Genomic DNA, 16,981 nt, shown 5'->3' with positions numbered 1-16,981 from the left:
AAGAACTTTCGCAGCAAAGCGAAAACTACTGGATTTTATCTAATTCTTCACGTTGCAGAGCAAGCCGGGCTGCATGGCGAACAGTAAGCACAAACACGATTTGCTCTCGAATGGTAAAGACAATCCGAAACGGGCCATAAAAGGTCTGACGAATTTCTGCTTTGACAAATTCGTTCTCGGGAGCCAGTCCACAGGCTTCTGGAAAGGTTTCGAGACCGGTCAGTTTTTGCTCAAGGCCGGCTTTCCAGGCACTCGGATCTGCCGGTCCATGCTTGCGGATATAAGAGTAGGTACTTTTAATATCCACTTCCGCCCGGCGTGAAAGTTCCACTCGAAATGTCATGCTTCGTCGAGTTCGGACAGGACATCTCGGAATGGACGGGTTCGCCCCGCATCGACGTCAGCCAGCCCTTCCTCTAATGCTTTGAGGGAAGCTGCCAACTCCTCATCCGTACCGACCCCCAACATGTCACGATAGATCTCAATCGACATGAGGATGTACTTTCGCCCTTCCTCGTCCACTTCCACCAGTCCGTGGTGTTCGTCGAGGGCATTCCGCTGTTCTTCGGTGAGTCGTGGTTTTAACATAGCATCAGTATAACAGTAGATACGGCGTCCTGTCATCCAGAAAAAGCGTTTTCATATTAGATTCACCTTTCGGAAATCTACCGCGAAAGGGCTACGAAATCAGCCGCCACCAAAGTCCATTTTTGCCATTCTTCCAGCGTCCCTGGCCATATTTCCGCATCCAGCAGTTCGTGTCATACGGTTCCATATTCAAGAAGTAGGCAAGGTCCAGATAATAAACCTCTTCTCCCCTAGCGGCGGTGAGGAAATCGAGAATCAATTGATTTCGGGCTTCGATTTCGGCGTTGGTCAAAGAGGCTGCCATCAGCGTTGCAGACTGCCATCAAAATGAAAATCCGTCAAACCGAAGTGAAAGATCGTGCAATCTGGTCCTGGATGATCTCCACCAGTTGTGCATACCGTCTGCGGGATTGTTCACGAACGAATTCGGAACGATCAATGGAGGTCGATTCAGGCTTGATCGTTTCCATTGTGAATGCAGGCCGACTCATACCATCGACCATCAAGCGAATACAGGCCCGGTATTTGGGCAGGGCGATCAGGTCGGCTGCGTTGACAGGGCCAGTTAGTTGTTCTGCCAGGATGTCCGCATCATGAGGACCGACGGCGAACACCAGCAGACTGCCTACATTCCCAAACACTGCCTGCAGAGTCTGTTGATCCACCTGATCCAAGAACTGTGTTGCTAGACAGAGACCCATTTTGTACTTGCGGGCCTCAGAGAGAAATGTAGAAAAACTGGAAGTCGCCACATTCTGAAATTCGTCACAATACAGATAAAACGGTCTACGATCCTGTTCCGGTATCGCCGCACGCGTCATGGTCGCCAGTTGCAGTTGGGTGACGAACAACGAACCGAGGAACGAAGAGGTTCGCTCCCCCAGTTTGCCCTTGGAAAGATTGATAATGATGATCTTTCCTTCATCCATCGCCTTCCGAAAATCAATTCTGCTGTTCGGCTGCGAAACCATATTACGGATTACGGAATTCGTCAGTAATTGCCTTAGCTTGTTCTCGACCGAAGCGAACGGGTCTTCCCCTCTCAGAGAACGCAACTTGGGAAATGTGGTCATCCACCAGTTGCGGACCACTGGGTCTGCCACCCTGACAAGAATGTCCCGGCGAAACGTATCATCAACGGCAAACATTCGCAGCATATCGAGAATCGTACAGTCCCCTGCCAGCATCAAAGCCAGAACCGTGTTCCACAGAATATCCTCCAGACGGGGCGTATGGGTCCCCGTTCCGAAGACTTTCCGAAACGTGCTGACCACTCCATCACAGGCAACATCCACCATAAACGGGGGGACATCCAGCGGATTGATACTGACGGGAAACGCCAGATCACTCGGATCGATCAGGATGACATCGTTGGTCCTCTGGCTCGGCACGGCTGCCAGGACTGCTTCGGCCAGATCCCCGTGTGGATCTACGACAGCCAATCCCTCTCCTGAATTCATGTCGGAAAGAATGGCATTTTGCAGAACGGTGGATTTCCCATTGCCTGTTTTTCCGACGATAAAAATGTGACGAAACCGATCTTCTGCACGAATTCCGAATCGTTCATTCTGATCCTGAAAGGCCACTTTCCCCAGTTCGCAAACCCTGGAACTCAAAGATTCCCTTTCCTTGAGGGGTAATTCCACAGGCGGTTCCAGCCGCCGTGAATGGGTCGCCATGCGAGAAACATCACGTACCGAACTGGTGGGCAGATGCCACATGGTTGCCAGTTCTTCATCAGACAGCAGAAACCCCGGTCGCTTGAAATCCGTTTCGGACGGTCTGATTTTCGCAGGCTGAAACGCACCGAAACGGGGTTCCGTAAACTTGTTCAACACAGCCGCCAGTTCGTGCAGTTTATAGAGTGCAGCCTGCTGCTGGTCCTGTGGTGCCTGAGCAATCAGTTTCAATCGGACTTCAAACAGATGCTGACCCAGCTTGACGGACGCAGCCTGCAAATCTTTCTCGCTATCGTGCATCCGGGACGAAGTTTTGCTCAGTTCGTCATCAAAACTGAACCGTGATTCTTCAGTTCGCACCAACAAGCGAACAAGAATCGCTGCACAAACTCGCTGCCAGCGTTGGGGGCTACTGGCATAGAAAGCATATTGACGGGCCAGCGAACGATGGCTTCGAAAAAAGGGAGTTGCTAAACGTTCCAGGACGGACTGCGCCTGTCTGCACCGTCGAGAAGGGGCAGGAATCACTTCGATTTCGATTCTTGCCTGGATCTCAGAGTCCCCCGCTGACACGGCCTGTAAGATCCCACCGATGGGGTCATCCACTTCGTTGTGAATCCCATCTTCAAACTGCTGGTAACGTAAGATCGGAAAGAGATCAGGACGCAAATGGAGTGACATGACCCAGGTCTGAAATCCAGCGGGACAATCCAGAGTATTGTCATTCAGCACTTCAATGGAACAATCCGGATACTTGGCGTGAAACTGACTTTGAATGAGCCGGTGTAAAAGCCCCGGAAATCGACAAAATAAGCCGACTTGTCTGGCGTGTTGTCCAATGATGAAAGAAACAGACTGCTTTCGTGACGTGGCATGATGAATGGCGGCCAGAATCGACCGCATGTGCCGTGGTCCCCGTTCGTTGGTGGGCGTATCACTGATCGAAATCAACATGTTGGTCGATAGACTACAGTATCAATGCGGAGTTGTCCTTATCAAACCAAATAAGACGCTTCACCAGAAATATTTCTTGAACCGTTCAGAACAAAGCCGCTTCGCGACATACAAAGGACCCGCGTCAGAAGTTGCATGTTTCCTCGGCGGGCTTTGCCTCGTTGTGGCTTGCAATCTGCTCGGGGGTGGCTGACCAGTCCGAGCAGGAGTGGCGAGTTTGATAAAAACTCAGCACCATCGGAGCAACGAGCCTGCCAACAGGAGCCACACGTTATCACAGTGCCTTCGGTCTTTCCAGAAAGGGTGAAGAAACCGGAAACTGCCGTGACTGTGATCGCAACAGGGGAATGTTCACATTCTGGGGCGAATGAAAACAGGGACGAAAAAATGCATCGGGATGTGCCAGATAGTCATCCAGCCACACCACATAAAACGGCGCTAAGGATTGTTCAGATATTTTGTATTGCCCGGCAGCATCAATAATATGCTGCAACCGATCTGGTGAACCGGTAATCGCAAAGAGGACCCGATACGGTTGAGGCATGACAACCATATCGACCAGATAGCGTCCCATTTTATTCGAAATACTGTCTGCACTTTTATACGACAGCACCGATTCAGTACTGTTATCCAATTCCACACAATAAGAGAACTGTGTTCCATTCGGCAAAGCGAGGGTAAATCGAGCATCCGGCCAGAGCGGGCGTTCTCCGCAATCAATGCGAAACGTGTTTTCCGGATGAAAATCAATGACCTTGATTCCCCGATGATAGGCGGCAACATAGGTCTGCACGATAAACTGCGACAATGCCCGTTGATGTCGATGCCGTCCGGGACTGATTTCGTGAAAGAACCGTTTTGTGGGCGGCTCAATCTGGTCGTCCTGCATCACCGTGCGATAACCGGCCAATGTCAGTTTGTAATACAGCCGAGCACCACCTGGGCCAGTCGTGGCATAGCGCCACGAATGTAACTGACCTACGGTGGTCAGGTCTTTCATACGCTCCTGCACCCGCCGCAAACTCAAAAATGGTTGTGACCAAGTCTGACTCAGTTTGAGAATCTCTTCTGCCGTCAAAGGGCAACGAGCCAACGCAGCCAGGATGTCATCATCACGTGCTGTTTTTTGCCAACGTAGTTTCGTGAGTGATTTGGTTGTCATACGTTGGCGACCAGAGTAACATTTTCTCTCTCACATTGCTGACACTCTCACTTGCATGGCACACAGAAATCGTGGCTACATTGACGTTGATTCCCTGCAGCAGGAACTGATTGCTGACGGTGATATCGTTGAACGCATCGCCAGTTTCTACAACGTTTCCTTACCTGAACTGCATAAAACGCAGAACGAAACGCGACTCGCTTGTATCTTCGCCTGCGGCAAAGAACAGGAAACCGGTGACCGTGCCATTTCGATCAAAATCAAACAGGACGGAGCCGTGTTTCGCTGTTTTCAATACGGCTGCACGGTCCGAGGAAACCTGCTCAATCTGATGTATCTGATGAAACACAATTCAGAACCAGCAGATGGAAAACTGAAAGGGCGAGACTTCAAGGAAATCGCTGCAGACCTGCAAGCACTCGTTGCAGGACGACCACCGGAAAAGAATGTTGGAACAGTATCAACGTCCCAATCCTCCACAACGGAATCGATGAATGACAAATCCCCTCTCATCAACATCCCCTTGAAAGACTCTGAAAACGAACGTGCCCGTGAACTGATCAATCTCAATGAACAGTTCATAACCGATGTCGCGGAAATGTCTCCCCAAGCAGCCGCCTATGTGCGGAAACGTCCCTTTATGACTCCGGAAATCATGAAGAAGTTTCACTGTGGCTACCTTCCTAGTAACGCAAAGGGACTGCTGCGCGGCCATTTCGTTTACGGATATCCTGATGCAGACGGAAATGTTTTGACCTGGTTTGGTCGCAATCTGAACTACGAAGACCAACACAAAAAATGGCAACGCTCTGGAGACAGTTCCAAAGAGCCGCACAAATTTAAATTCGTCAAAGGTTTTCATCGGGGACAAGAACTCTACGGCGAACCACAATTCCACGGACTCGCCACTCCCGAACAACTCCAGCAAATTGGCATCATACTCGTCGAAGGACCAAACGATGTGATCAACTTGCACACGCTTGGCATTCCCGCGTTGGCAGTGTGTAGTAATACTGTCACTGAATCCCAGGCTGACAAATTAGCAACTTTGGCAAACAGCATTCCCGGTGGACATGTTTCGGTCATGTTTGATCTTGATCGAGAAGGCGAAAACGGGGCGAAACAAACTGTGATGGAATTAGCAAAACGTTGCCGTGTGAGACTTGCTTGGTCAATCGATTTTGCTGATGGTCGATTCAAAGGCCGACAACCGGAATCGGTGACCGTTGAAGACTGGGATACGGCGATTCTCCCAACCCTAATGCATGTATCATAAACATCCACTCGTACGGCAATCCCGTATTTTGTTTTCGCTGATGGCAATTCAATACAAGGAGTAAACAACTTATGCCATGAAAAGATGTTACGCTGAGAAATATGCTATAACGAACCTGTTGCCGGATACGACCTTAGTTAGAATGCCTCCATCAGAAAACATCCTTCCTGTTGATAGTTGTGCTGCAAAACACCAATTATGCAAGTGAGTTATTTTCCCTAGGCCATTTCAAAATAAGCACTTGCAGAAATCTATGTGCAATTCGATAACGAAGCTGACGCAGTTTCGGAGGCTGCTTTTTGAAATCGACGTGTCTATCCTCAGCGATCTAATTCACCGCTTGAAAAATCGACCTGAAAATAATTTGTTTTTATATCTCATTTTTGTACAATCATTCCTAACGATGCCAACCGGCAATGTGAACATGATTGATCTAGCTAGAGCACGCATGAACTGCTCGGACTCATTGGCATGGGTACGGAATATCGGCCCTTAAAATTGCGTCTCTACTTTCGAACAGTGGTATAAGTCCAAAGTATGCAACAATTCTTTCACTACTGGTCAGTTGGGGCAGCCGGTGCGGCTGCCTTCGAAATGCTGAAGGCTTACGAACTCCGTGGTAAGATCGAACATAAGAGATACCAAGCCTTGATAAAGAGCGTGTGGTTCTGGCTTGCATTCGCTGGAATGGTCGTCGCCTCGGGGTTCTTCGCTTGGGCGTTTTATTCGGATAGTCCAAGCCCTCCTACCAATTGGCAACTCGTTGTGGTGGGAATCGCCGCGCGGTCGATTGGCCGCTCGGCAATAGAGGCCATTGTAGCCAACCAAAAGCAGCACTTGGGTGAAGGTGAAGACGATGTCAGCATTAAAGACGCATTTCGTTAATCCGCTCCTAGTTCTCATCCTGTGCGGACTACATTTCATATCCTTCGCTACGCCAGCGGAGGCTCAGCGAGGGTACCGTCCAGTTCCACCGCGCCGTCCGCCGCCAATTCCCAAAATCCCCTCCCCCAAATTTCGACCAGGTGAGAGGAATAACAGCCGTCCTCAAAACTCTTTCAGGTCTCACCTATCCAAAGAACAATTACGGATATTAGGGCTACTAGGATCAGCTGCAGTCCATGAACGAAATTATACTGAGCGTGATATCGTAAATGAGGTAGTCAAACCGGCACTGGTATCGCTTCTCCCTACCGACGAGACGACTTACCGAAACACGTTTCCCGATACACCGTTTAACGTTCATGCACAAGAGGATGTCCGAAATGGCATCCGGTTCCGGAATCTTCATTCCAACCGTTCGTACACGCTCGATAAAACGGCCGGACCTGTAGACGTCATTACTAAGCTCATCGAATGCGCTGGCGCAAACTCAGTGGTGATTCCGGCCCATGCACTTGAAGGTGGTCGTAAGCTCCGGTGCCCAAACGGTAAGACAATTTCAACAAGTCTCGTCGTCGAATGTGCAAAGTTGCTTGGCATGGTTCCGCTCATCGTCTCTTGTGACAGCGTTACGTTTCGGAGAGGGAAGATAGACATCCCAACCGCCCTCGCTGCGTGCAATACAGCCTTCGAGAACGCGTCATATTCGAAATCAACAATCAACGAATTCGCTCAGTCCATTAAGGCGACACTCGATTCCAAAACCGCTTCGAAATGGCGTGTGAGAGTCGTCAAGTCCGCGGGCGGGGTCGTTCTTTTGATACTAATAATGGAATTGCTAGATGACGATGATGACCTAGAGGACTCGGGGTTTGAGTCCCTCGAAACCTCGCTCGCGGCGTCCAGAAATGTTTCGTCTTTTTCGTCCTCATCATCAACAGAATCTACTAGGTCAGAGGAACCATCCAGTGGGTGGGGTTGGCTGTGGGTGGTCAGTGGCGGCGTTGTTCTGCTACTAATCATTTGCGGAGTGGCTTCCGGTGAGACAACCCCAAGCCATTCGAGCCCCGCGTGGGAAATCCCGAGGTCTCATGTACCCGACCCAGGAATCCGATACCCTTCAACTTCAACGAGGGCGCAAAGGCAGGTGTGGTATGTAGACCCGGATGGTAACATCAAGTCTCATCTGTAATGGCGCAGTCTCCACTGTAGAATTTAGCAAATAGCCTTCCGAGAGACATACGTTACGTTACTCTATTCACTGTCAAAAAAGGGACCAAAAAGTCATCGAAATTATGTTCCTCGTTAAGTACCCTAACTCGAGTACAAAAATTGGGCGACTGAACGCTGAGCACGTTCATAGCATATTAATCAGTGAAGAGACCGTACTCGACCATATCGGAATGTCGGACGAAGCTCTTCATCAGTGGAATACAGGCGAATGGACCAACAATCCATCGATCATTGTTCGTTCGGCCCTCAATGGAATCAATAATTGTGGCTTCTATTGCCAACATGCAGGACACTTAAATGCTACCCACGTAACCGACCTGTCTCAAATCCAACACAAGACTTCGTCGACAACTAACTAAACAACCCCGACCGCTTCACCTGCCCATCTAGAAATTAGGAGTAATGCTATGGGCTAGCCCGTCTGCCTAACATCTAGAAATGATAGCAGACAAAGAAACCACCTGTCGGAAGATTGGAGGACTGCCTGAATGTGAACGAAGTCAGATTGTCGATCCAGAGCAAGCATAACGCGCCGCACGGCGTTGAGATTCACCGAGGCTCACCAACAGCGATAGGTCATCATGGCAGAGACGCGGCCTTATCGAACAGCTCAATTGCACGTTCCCACCTCTCAGGAACGTGCCAACCAATATACGGTGCCTGCTCATTGTTGGCCAGAGTTTTTTCAAGATCTTCAAGCCCAGCGACGATTTGCGATCTGGTCTTTCCCTTGTAGCTTGTCGAATAAAGCTCCATTTTGCACTCGTTCAGCTTGTCAGCCGGAACTTGGTAATACACGCAGTCAGTCCGGTTCTGATTCTCATATTCCTCAAGGGCAGTATCTTCAATCTCAACTCGAATCACACAATCCCCGCCAGCTTTTGCGTTGTCGTCGGATAGCACATTACCAAAAGTATATGGCAGCATCGGAACGTTCGCCACCCAGACGAAACCTGACTTATTGTTCTTGAACCCCTCACAGTAGAGGATTGGGATCGCGCATTCTGCCCAGGTTCGATGAAATACCGCCATTATAACTCCTCCAAGTTACCGTTTTGCAATCTTCGACAGCCTGTCTTCTATCGGCGACCCTAGACCGCCATGCTCTTCAGCGGCTCAAATCCACCAAGAGCACTCCTTCAAAAGGCACAGGGGTGCATTATACACTTGCCCACTCCAGTCTTCAAGAATATGCGGTAATAGCAACGTATCCCGATCACACTGTAAACAACGGCCAGAAAACGTAGCGCCTGCCGGGTACCGGCTTCAGCCGGTGGTGGTTTAGTTGTTTCTTTCTACGTCAACACAAGGGACAATCATGCCCCCACAAACAATGCAGAAGAAAAACGATCCGAATCTACTGCTGCAGAGCAATCTCAAACAGGATGGACAGGCTGTGAAGGCAGCGATGGAATCAGAATGGAGTAATGGCCAGGTAGAAGGTCAGGTCAATCGGCTGAAAATGATCAAACGGCAGATGTACGGTCGGGCAAGTTTTGATTTACTGAGAGCCCGGTTCCTGAATAATGCTTAATCATCAAAAGTGCGGGAGAACCCGCTTTACATGCCAATCTCCACCAACTCATGGACCGCGAGTCTAAGTATTAGTCTCACTCGGTTCACTTGCGATAGTTGCTTCAATTGCTTCAATATTAGGACTGCGTTTCATGTCCGCGTATACATAAATCTCAAAGAGCAGCAGTAGAAGGCATCCAGACTCTAGCAGTAAAAGTAGCCAAAGCTCTTTTGATTGCTCTTTAGCGAGAACCAAGAAAGCGCAAATAGCGGCGATTCCTGGCCCAACGAATGTCAAGATATCAATTGCAAGTTGTTCAAATTTTCGCCTAAGTCGATGCTTATCGTTCCTATGAGCCCGTTCCCATCCAAGCAACTCGATGCTTCCACCTGTCATCTCCTCAAGTTGCAGACGCAAAACGTTCCGAATATGGCGACCCAACGATGAGATTTTCTCATCGTTGACTAAATATGTCCAACCGAGGATGAAACTAGTCCATGGAAGAACTAACAGGGCAAAGTAGTGTTCGGGATCAACGAGCGAAAACGACAGAATTGCACCGAACACGCCTAGTGTCACGTAGATCAAGTTGTCACGAAAACCGATTCGTGCAATTTGCTCGTCCTTCAGTTTTTCGTATTCTTGTAAGAGAATCGTGAGTAATGCTGAGTGCTTTCTACTGGACTCATTTTCAGATCGTTCCATTAATTTGCCTCTCCCCAGATGTCTGCCTTCGGTATTCCAGCTTCGAGCGGTATTGGCTTACCACGTTTCCCGAAGCCTGGATAGTACTTCATATACCCATCGAACATATCCTCATGCTGAAGGTAGTCATTCGGCGACTCCCATTCCCACTTCGCCCATTCCGTACATGTGTACATTAACTTTAACAGGAAGGGGTGATCGCCTGCCGCAGTCTGAACGTCAGCGAACAGCTTTTCATAAAACGCAGTCCAATTACTATTTCGCTGGTCGCTGTATCGTTTACCGTAGACAACCATCTGGAACAACGCATCAACCTTGTCGAGAAAATTCGCAATTTTCGCATTTGTAGTATGGCGATCTTCGCATCGCTCCCAACGCATCAAGAGGTCGCCGAATCCACTTACTCCACTTAGTGTCGATAAATGGGAAAGCATACCCGCCACGTTCTTTTCCTCAAGCCTGTATTGTCCATCAGCTTCTTGCTGTTCGCTAATTGAAGGACGATCACCTGTTATGGCTTCAGAGATGTCGTGAATAAGCAACTTACGGACAATGTCAGCTTTACTGTATTCCTCTTCTTCAGAAAGTTCAATCGGACGTTCTTCGGGGAGAAGCATCTCAGCAAGGATCATGGTACTAAATGTATGATCGGCTACTGATTCAATCCTTCCACGTAATGTAAGCATTTCAGGCCAGCCGGCTCTCGGAGTATCATACTTGAGTTCATACAACTTCGTAATGAATGAGAACGCCGTGGTTTTGCGATCGCTCCGAAGAAATCTTTGTGTCATCCTTAGAAATGGCCATACAGACCGATGTCGAATCTTTTTATTATTGTTACAACACAATTCGACGATTCCTCGAGCTCGATTGCGACATTTACGCTGATCGAAATTTGGTTGTTCCAGAATTTCCTGTCGCGAATTAGCCAATGAGCATACTGTGGCTAAATCCACGTCAAATAGTGAGTAAGGTTTCTCGTCTCCTTCTATCATGCGTTCAATTCGTGGTACAATTTGGTCAAGAGTAAACCTATACGACATCAGTTCATCTTGGTATGACTCAAGAGAGTGCATAAAGCCGTGATCAAAATATACATCACCATAGTATTGCGTGATAAAGCCATTCGCGATCCTACGCCAGCTGGTGTCACGTATCTGCAATATGTACTGCCTGATGTACTGACCACGTTCATTGTCAAGAGACGCGGAAATCTCACTAATCAATATAGTCCATTGCAGCATCTGTATTCTATAAAATTCAGCTTTATCCAGTTGGTCGGCAATGTAACCGTGTTCGTAGTTTATGTATTCATTGTGTAACTTGCTCAAAATCTTCATAGACTCAGGTTGGTGTCGCAGCAATCTTCCCAGCAGGTAGCAGAGATGGGATAGCTCAAATGCATCGTTCTTGTTATGCCTCGCCACGATTGCTTTAATAGCCCTCAGAACTTGCTTCTGCTCCTGATGACCAAGAAACTGCTTACAGAACGTGTTTTCCTCCGCATTAAATAGTTTTCCTGCAAGCCCAGACTCTTTCCAGCAATCATGTGCTTTCTGTTCATCGTTATCTATCCAAGTGCGTTCGTCATTTGGAAGCGCTTCACCAATCTCAACGAGGACAGAGATAACATGCATAGCTATCAAATAAGACCGGACTATAGGCTGACCAAATAACAGCCCCCAACAACTAATATTAAACGGGATATCTGGAAGGGGGTTCTTTGCTACGACGTTCAGGAAGATATTCTTCGAGATGAGCCTTAACACCTCATCGGCCGTATGTTCATTATTATTTTGTATGGTATCGTTCACGCGTTCCGTCAAAAATTCCTTCAGTGCTGCGGAGAATCCTTTTTTTACCGGTGTAGTAGCTGAAGCCAGAACGTTTAGCCGGAACAGATCGATGCGTTTAAGTTCAGATTTTTTTAAGCGAAGGGTTAGCTTGTCCGAATTCAGCACTGAACGGCCGTCTGTTTTCGCAAGGCACGTTTGATAGCGAAGAAAGAGATTTTGTAAACTAATCGAACGTTGAAGGCTGAGAGATTCTAGAAGTAGGTATGTTCCAATTTGATTTGCCGGTACCTCCTTCATATCATCGTCAGCAATGGTTCGCTTCCCTTCATTATGATCAAGCAATCCGATCCCAAGAACACGTACCCCTTTGTCGCGGATTTCATTTCGGAAGTACGATTGGATGCCTTGATGTCGCTCACGTGGGTGTTGATCGAAACCGTCGACAAAAAGATAGATAGGCTTACCATTTGCCAATTTGATTCGATCACCGATGTCTTTGGAAAGACGTTTCTTAATCTCGTCGACTGAGTTATTGACATGCTCGTCAAAATGATGCAGATTGATGTATTCCACACTGAACTTGCTTCCGTTCGCTGAATCACGATGAGCCAGTAACGATAGGAGTGTCAAGAGTGTAGTCTTGCCTGAGCCAGGTACACCATAGATCGCCAATTGAAAGTTGTCGTCGTCTCGAATCTTTTGCCATAGTTCTGTACATTTATCTTCGTCACGTTGTTTTTTGATTATCTTTTTGAGATCCGTGCTCGGTCGAGCGCAGCTCATCAGCATTGCTGATAGAACTCGTGCAGCCTTAGTAAAATCGACGTCGCTCATTTTTAGCAGCGGTACAAGATGCTGAGGTAACGAGTCCATCCAGCTCGGAGGTAAAATGGGAGACACCTTCTCTCTGAGCAGACCGCCTTTGATCATGTGATAAGTAAAGGACGCCGCCGTGTGGCAAGCGTAATGCTTCCACGCCTCTGTTCGCTTTATGCCGACGATATCGCTTATTCCTTTGACGCATATAAACTCAGTCTCGGAGAACCTGCTGACAGCTGTTCGTACTCCAGCAGCTTCCATCTCAACAGCCCACGCATCTGCGCCATGCTCCTTCCACAAATGCAAAAGCTCGGTGTCCTTTGCCAATGTGTTGTTGCTGTAGATGGCACCGTGTCGAACCATCGGTCGAGTTCTGTTCTCATTCAACTGCTGCGTCAGTACTTCGAATGCCCTCTGCCTCTCTTGCAAACTTGATGCGTAGAACATCTCTAAATCCGGAGTCGTTGGTACGTCAATCGTCGGTCGTTCACATTTAATCGTCTGAGGGGCTGACCAATCTCTGAGTCGGTCTTCATAGATGTCGATACCTTCGGCTATGGAAACAGCCCAATTCGACATTTCCCCTCCTCCTTGAATCACGTGTGGATTCTCACCCTGGAGTTTTTTTGTAACAGAGAAGTCGTGGATTCTAGTTGAGAGATAGATGTCGCCAAGCATGAGAGAAGGTTCAACAACTCCGCCTGAAATCCCACAGAGAACAAGCCATTTGGGGCGAAACTCAGACAGGAGATCTTGGGTGTCGAGAGCTGAGACCGTAGCCCCCATTGATCCCACCATTGCAATGAGAATTCCCCATCTGTCTCCATCAATGTCATCAATCTGCCCGTACCAATAGTGATGCAGTGCTTTTTTTGATTCATCTCTATCAACGACAGTATCATCTGGACGAAAGTGGTTGATAACAGCATCTTTTTCATCGGAAGTTATGGTCAAGATAATAACATCAACGGGCCGCCCTTGATCACGCCCCATTTTATTCAGTTTGTATTCCATCTTCGGTTGTAGCCCTCGTTTATTGCGCCTCGATTCAAAAATCTCCATCGGCAACTATGCCTCAGATTGCTGACTGTCGAGCTTAGGTATTCGACAACTTATTCTCCACACTATTCACAACATAGTATAGAAGTGAGGTAGATTTAACTCATCTTTTCTGAAAAAAGTCCACTGACGAGAAATTACAAAGCTATGAATCCTAACCGTGTGACCGGTATCCTGTTGTTAAGACAAAACAGTCTCGATGCCATTTGTTATGCAACGGGTATGCGACTTGCTTTTGTGGAGTTTAGCTGCATATCGAACAAGCTGACTGGATCGGAATGGTGTCAAGAAACGTTCGTTTTCGTTTGCTATCCTGCAATCGACGAGTTTCGCAGACAAAATTGAGCTGTCGAACTTACACAGATCAGAACGAAGAGTTACGAAACCGTTTGGGGATGTCCGAAGCTGATAGGCTTCGGGTTTTATACCGCTTCGCGGTCGTTCCCTGTCCAGGGAAAAGTGCGTGACCCACGAGGGGCGACCAAAGGGAGACGCGAGGCCGAGAGTGGAGCCATTGCATCCCTGGAATGCGTCGGAAATCTCGGCCTCGCGGGTTCCCGCCCGCGAGTGGTGTCACCTACTAAGAGGTTTTTCTTGGCTTTGCCAAGCCCTGTTTGGTCGATTTCAAATCGCCAACGGAATTGTATTTCATCCCGCACCTGCCTGCGGGGGTAAACGCGGGGTGTTTTGCGATGTTCGTTGCGGGCTTATTGTGCAATCAAATGAAAACGGTGCTTTACTTCTCTGCCACCCGATTCCAACTGAACTGAGAGAACATCCAGACAATGATTCACACGAAACTCTTCATTCTTTTTGAATCGATCCCGGAAGAATTCACTGTTGAGTTGCTCTAATGCTGATTGTTCGATTCTTGTTCGTTCATCGAACGTCAGTTCATTCCAAATAGACCGTACTTGCTCTCTGCGACGTTTTTTCTCCTGTTTGGCTGCTGTTACCTGTTCCTCTTCAATCTCAGCCTCTACAGGCTCTGTATGATTGCTCTGAAAATGTTGCTGTTTCTTTTCTTTGATGAGCAGGGAATCTGGTTTCAACCAGTTCCCTTCAATGGCTCGTCGTAACATGCCCAGTGAATTGCGATCCGGATTTCGATGGGATAACCACTCGATCTGTTGTTGGATTTCTTCCAATCCCCTCTTCTGGGATAAATCTCTGGCGATCTCGTCATCAAATCCTGCGTGTTGCAGTAACTGAAATGATTCCAAATTTTCAACAGCAACAACAGTTGGTTTGTTTTGTTGTTTGTCAGTGTTATTTTCTTGTGGCTTTTCTTCAGTCTGATTTTTGAACCGTTCGGCTGGTCGGGTTTCTGAACCGTTACTGGTCTGGATTTTGTACCGTTGTCGAATCGCTGGTCTGGTTTTTGAACCGCTCACCTCACGATGGGCTTGCTCATGCCAACGAATGGCATAGGTAGAGGGACGTCGTGTAGTGTGACTGGGATCAATGCCCCCTTTCTGGACACAGTGAATATAACCCGTCTCGATCGCGTGCTGAATCGCTGCACTGAGAGTCGATCGATCACTCAGATTCACATATTTCTGAATATAGCTGTACGAAAGCGGAGCAATTTGACGTCGTCCCCCAAACTGGTTCTGATAACCCACCGTATGGCGCAAAACTGTCCCAACCACCTTCACCACTGCCAGTGTCTCCTGCCTTACAATCAGATCGAAAAAACTGTTCGGAATCGGCGTGCGATATCCTTCTCCCACAAAGAAACCGTTGAATGCTTCAGGGGTCTTCGCATAATCATTGTCGGCATCCCAGCGAAGTGCATATTGAGCCGTTTCCGCTGCCTGATTGTTCCCATTTGCCTTCCCCGGTTGGATACAAATGATAAATCCAGCCGTAACCGCCTCGTCCAATGCTTTGCGAATCGCTCCTCGACTGATTCCCGCTTCGTTGATGAGGTCTCGATACGAGATGCTGATCTCCTGTTCGATGGGATTTCCTTCTCTATCGAGCCAACCCAGTGTTTTTCGTAACAGATAAGCCACCAGTCGAACCGTGCCCCGAGAATGATGTGGCAGGCAGACATCAAAAAACTGATTGGGGCAGTAGAGATAATTGGCCGTCAGATGTTCAAATCCGTTGAATTTCATTTACGTGGTTTTCTGGAAATGAAACGGTTCAATGTCGGAGTCTCGTACCACTTGGGTGACTTCGGTTTGGCCTTGGCAGATGGCTTTGTTTTCGGAGCAGCTGCACCTTTCGGTTTTGTGACGCGTGCTGGTTTCTTCTTAGTATTTTTCTTAATCCCCTGTTTTGCAGAACCTTTCTTTGTCTTCTTCGGCTCATCCACAACGACCGCATCCACTGCCGCGTCATTTCTAAGATCAATAAGCACATCTTGCCCGGATGGTGTCTCACGCTTTGGGGAGTCATCAACTGGTGCCTCTCTCTGAGATCCAAGCAGGCTGACATCCGCAAACTTCCCCATCACCTGATGCACTTCTTTGAGAAGTTCTTTCGTATCGGTGTGATCTTCCTTCAGTGTGTCGAACATGTCCTTGAACATTTTGATCTGTTCCATGAACGCCTGCTTGTCCTGCTGATGCTCATCGGATCTTCGATCATTCTCCTGCTCCAGGCGGGTGATATGTGATCTCAAAGTAGTAATCAATTCGTTGTCCGTTGAGGTGGAGATTAGTCTCTCTGCTGTCGCTGGTTTCTCTTCCTGCTCAGATTGTTTTTTCTGTTTTTTTGCCGACTCTTTTCCGTAATGTTCCTGGACCCATTCACGCCGGGCATACCAAGTCGGCGAGAGTCCCTGATTGGAGAGCTCTTGAATCAGTTCCAGCGTCACTTTAGTCCCCTCAAACTCCTTACCATCATCGGTCCTGAGTTTGAGGTTCCGGAGAATGTCCGAGTCCCCTACTCTGACCGCCTGACTGAAGTCTCGGGTCAACGAACGATGAGAGCGATGGAACTCTTCTTCGATCTCTTTCTTGGTGAGATAACCAGTGGGGGGTGAGACTGACATGGTGCTGACGGGATGACAAAATAAGACTGCGTCAGGATAGCGCGAAACCTGACAGGATGCCAACTTTTTCTGTCACCCACTCTGCAGGGTGTCAGACGCCCTGTCATGTGTCAGAGGGGGGTGACAACCAGTCGAATCCGCTTTCTTAAGCGAAAAAACAATCATATGGAACATCCCTGTCGTACCGTCATTTTTGTATTGTCAGCCCCCTGACAGGCTGTCAGGCATGGTGTCAGACGGGGGGTTCTGTCAGCCCGTCATTCACTCGAAAACAGGGTGAAAAATCATAATTGTGTCAGACTGTCATC

Annotated in this window: 12 protein-coding genes and 1 pseudogene; 3 read left to right on the top strand and 10 right to left on the bottom strand. The window is 48.2% G+C overall.

Annotated elements, in window-relative coordinates; all coding sequences use genetic code 11:
- Nucleotides 1–25: 25 nt before the first annotated feature.
- The 5 genes from Enr17x_RS02280 to Enr17x_RS02260 all read right to left on the bottom strand — a co-directional run bounded on the left by Enr17x_RS02280 (nt 26) and on the right by Enr17x_RS02260 (nt 4,383).
- A complete protein-coding gene (locus tag Enr17x_RS02280; protein WP_198000927.1) occupies nt 26–331 on the bottom strand; it encodes a type II toxin-antitoxin system RelE/ParE family toxin in 306 nt (101 codons plus the stop codon).
- 8 nt (nt 332–339) lie between these two features.
- The gene (locus Enr17x_RS02275; RefSeq protein WP_145305613.1) at nt 340–624 is read right to left on the bottom strand and encodes a hypothetical protein; all 285 of its coding nucleotides are present in this window, start codon (nt 622–624) and stop codon (nt 340–342) included.
- Between the two features lie 55 nt (nt 625–679).
- On the bottom strand, nt 680–892 hold the full coding sequence (locus Enr17x_RS02270) for a hypothetical protein (RefSeq protein WP_145305612.1): 213 nt from the start codon (nt 890–892) through the stop codon (nt 680–682).
- Nucleotides 893–926: 34 nt separating this feature from the next.
- On the bottom strand, nt 927–3,221 hold the full coding sequence (locus tag Enr17x_RS02265; protein WP_145305611.1) for a type IV secretory system conjugative DNA transfer family protein: 2,295 nt from the start codon (nt 3,219–3,221) through the stop codon (nt 927–929).
- Between the two features lie 274 nt (nt 3,222–3,495).
- Nucleotides 3,496–4,383 carry a replication-relaxation family protein gene (locus tag Enr17x_RS02260; RefSeq protein ID WP_145305553.1) on the bottom strand — a complete coding sequence of 296 codons (888 nt, stop codon included), beginning with the start codon at nt 4,381–4,383 and terminating at the stop codon, nt 3,496–3,498.
- A 55-nt stretch (nt 4,384–4,438) separates the two neighbouring features.
- Between Enr17x_RS02260 and Enr17x_RS02255 the strand changes: the two genes are divergently transcribed.
- Complete coding sequence (locus Enr17x_RS02255) at nt 4,439–5,659, top strand: toprim domain-containing protein (protein WP_145305610.1); 1,221 nt, start codon at nt 4,439–4,441, stop codon at nt 5,657–5,659.
- A gap of 537 nt (nt 5,660–6,196) precedes the next feature.
- Nucleotides 6,197–6,544, top strand: coding sequence for a hypothetical protein (locus Enr17x_RS02250; RefSeq protein WP_145305609.1), 348 nt, complete (start codon nt 6,197–6,199; stop codon nt 6,542–6,544).
- Between the two features lie 1,809 nt (nt 6,545–8,353).
- On the opposite strand, the gene Enr17x_RS02245 is transcribed toward Enr17x_RS02250, so the two are convergent.
- Nucleotides 8,354–8,806 carry a hypothetical protein gene (locus Enr17x_RS02245; RefSeq protein WP_145305608.1) on the bottom strand — a complete coding sequence of 151 codons (453 nt, stop codon included), beginning with the start codon at nt 8,804–8,806 and terminating at the stop codon, nt 8,354–8,356.
- Between the two features lie 343 nt (nt 8,807–9,149).
- On the opposite strand from Enr17x_RS02245, the pseudogene Enr17x_RS02240 reads away from it, so the two are divergent.
- Nucleotides 9,150–9,308, top strand: a pseudogene (locus tag Enr17x_RS02240) (transposase); the annotation flags it as partial.
- Between the two features lie 63 nt (nt 9,309–9,371).
- Here the strand turns inward: Enr17x_RS02240 and Enr17x_RS02235 are convergent.
- The 4 genes from Enr17x_RS02235 to Enr17x_RS02220 all read right to left on the bottom strand — a co-directional run bounded on the left by Enr17x_RS02235 (nt 9,372) and on the right by Enr17x_RS02220 (nt 16,673).
- Complete coding sequence (locus tag Enr17x_RS02235) at nt 9,372–9,995, bottom strand: hypothetical protein (protein ID WP_198000926.1); 624 nt, start codon at nt 9,993–9,995, stop codon at nt 9,372–9,374.
- Nucleotides 9,995–13,624 carry an HD domain-containing protein gene (locus Enr17x_RS02230; RefSeq protein WP_198000925.1) on the bottom strand — a complete coding sequence of 1,210 codons (3,630 nt, stop codon included), beginning with the start codon at nt 13,622–13,624 and terminating at the stop codon, nt 9,995–9,997. Before Enr17x_RS02230 ends, Enr17x_RS02235 begins: the two co-directional genes overlap by 1 nt.
- Before the next feature lie 752 nt (nt 13,625–14,376).
- Nucleotides 14,377–15,792, bottom strand: coding sequence for a hypothetical protein (locus tag Enr17x_RS02225; RefSeq protein WP_145305606.1), 1,416 nt, complete (start codon nt 15,790–15,792; stop codon nt 14,377–14,379).
- A complete protein-coding gene (locus Enr17x_RS02220) occupies nt 15,789–16,673 on the bottom strand; it encodes a hypothetical protein (RefSeq protein WP_145305605.1) in 885 nt (294 codons plus the stop codon). The genes Enr17x_RS02225 and Enr17x_RS02220 overlap by 4 nt, the downstream gene beginning before the upstream one ends.
- Nucleotides 16,674–16,981: the final 308 nt, after the last annotated feature.

Origin of the sequence: Gimesia fumaroli, assembly GCF_007754425.1 — a bacterium.
GTDB lineage: Bacteria > Planctomycetota > Planctomycetia > Planctomycetales > Planctomycetaceae > Gimesia > Gimesia fumaroli.
The sequence above is the reverse complement of the archived record's forward strand: the minus strand, read 5'-3'. Positions and strand labels throughout refer to the sequence as shown.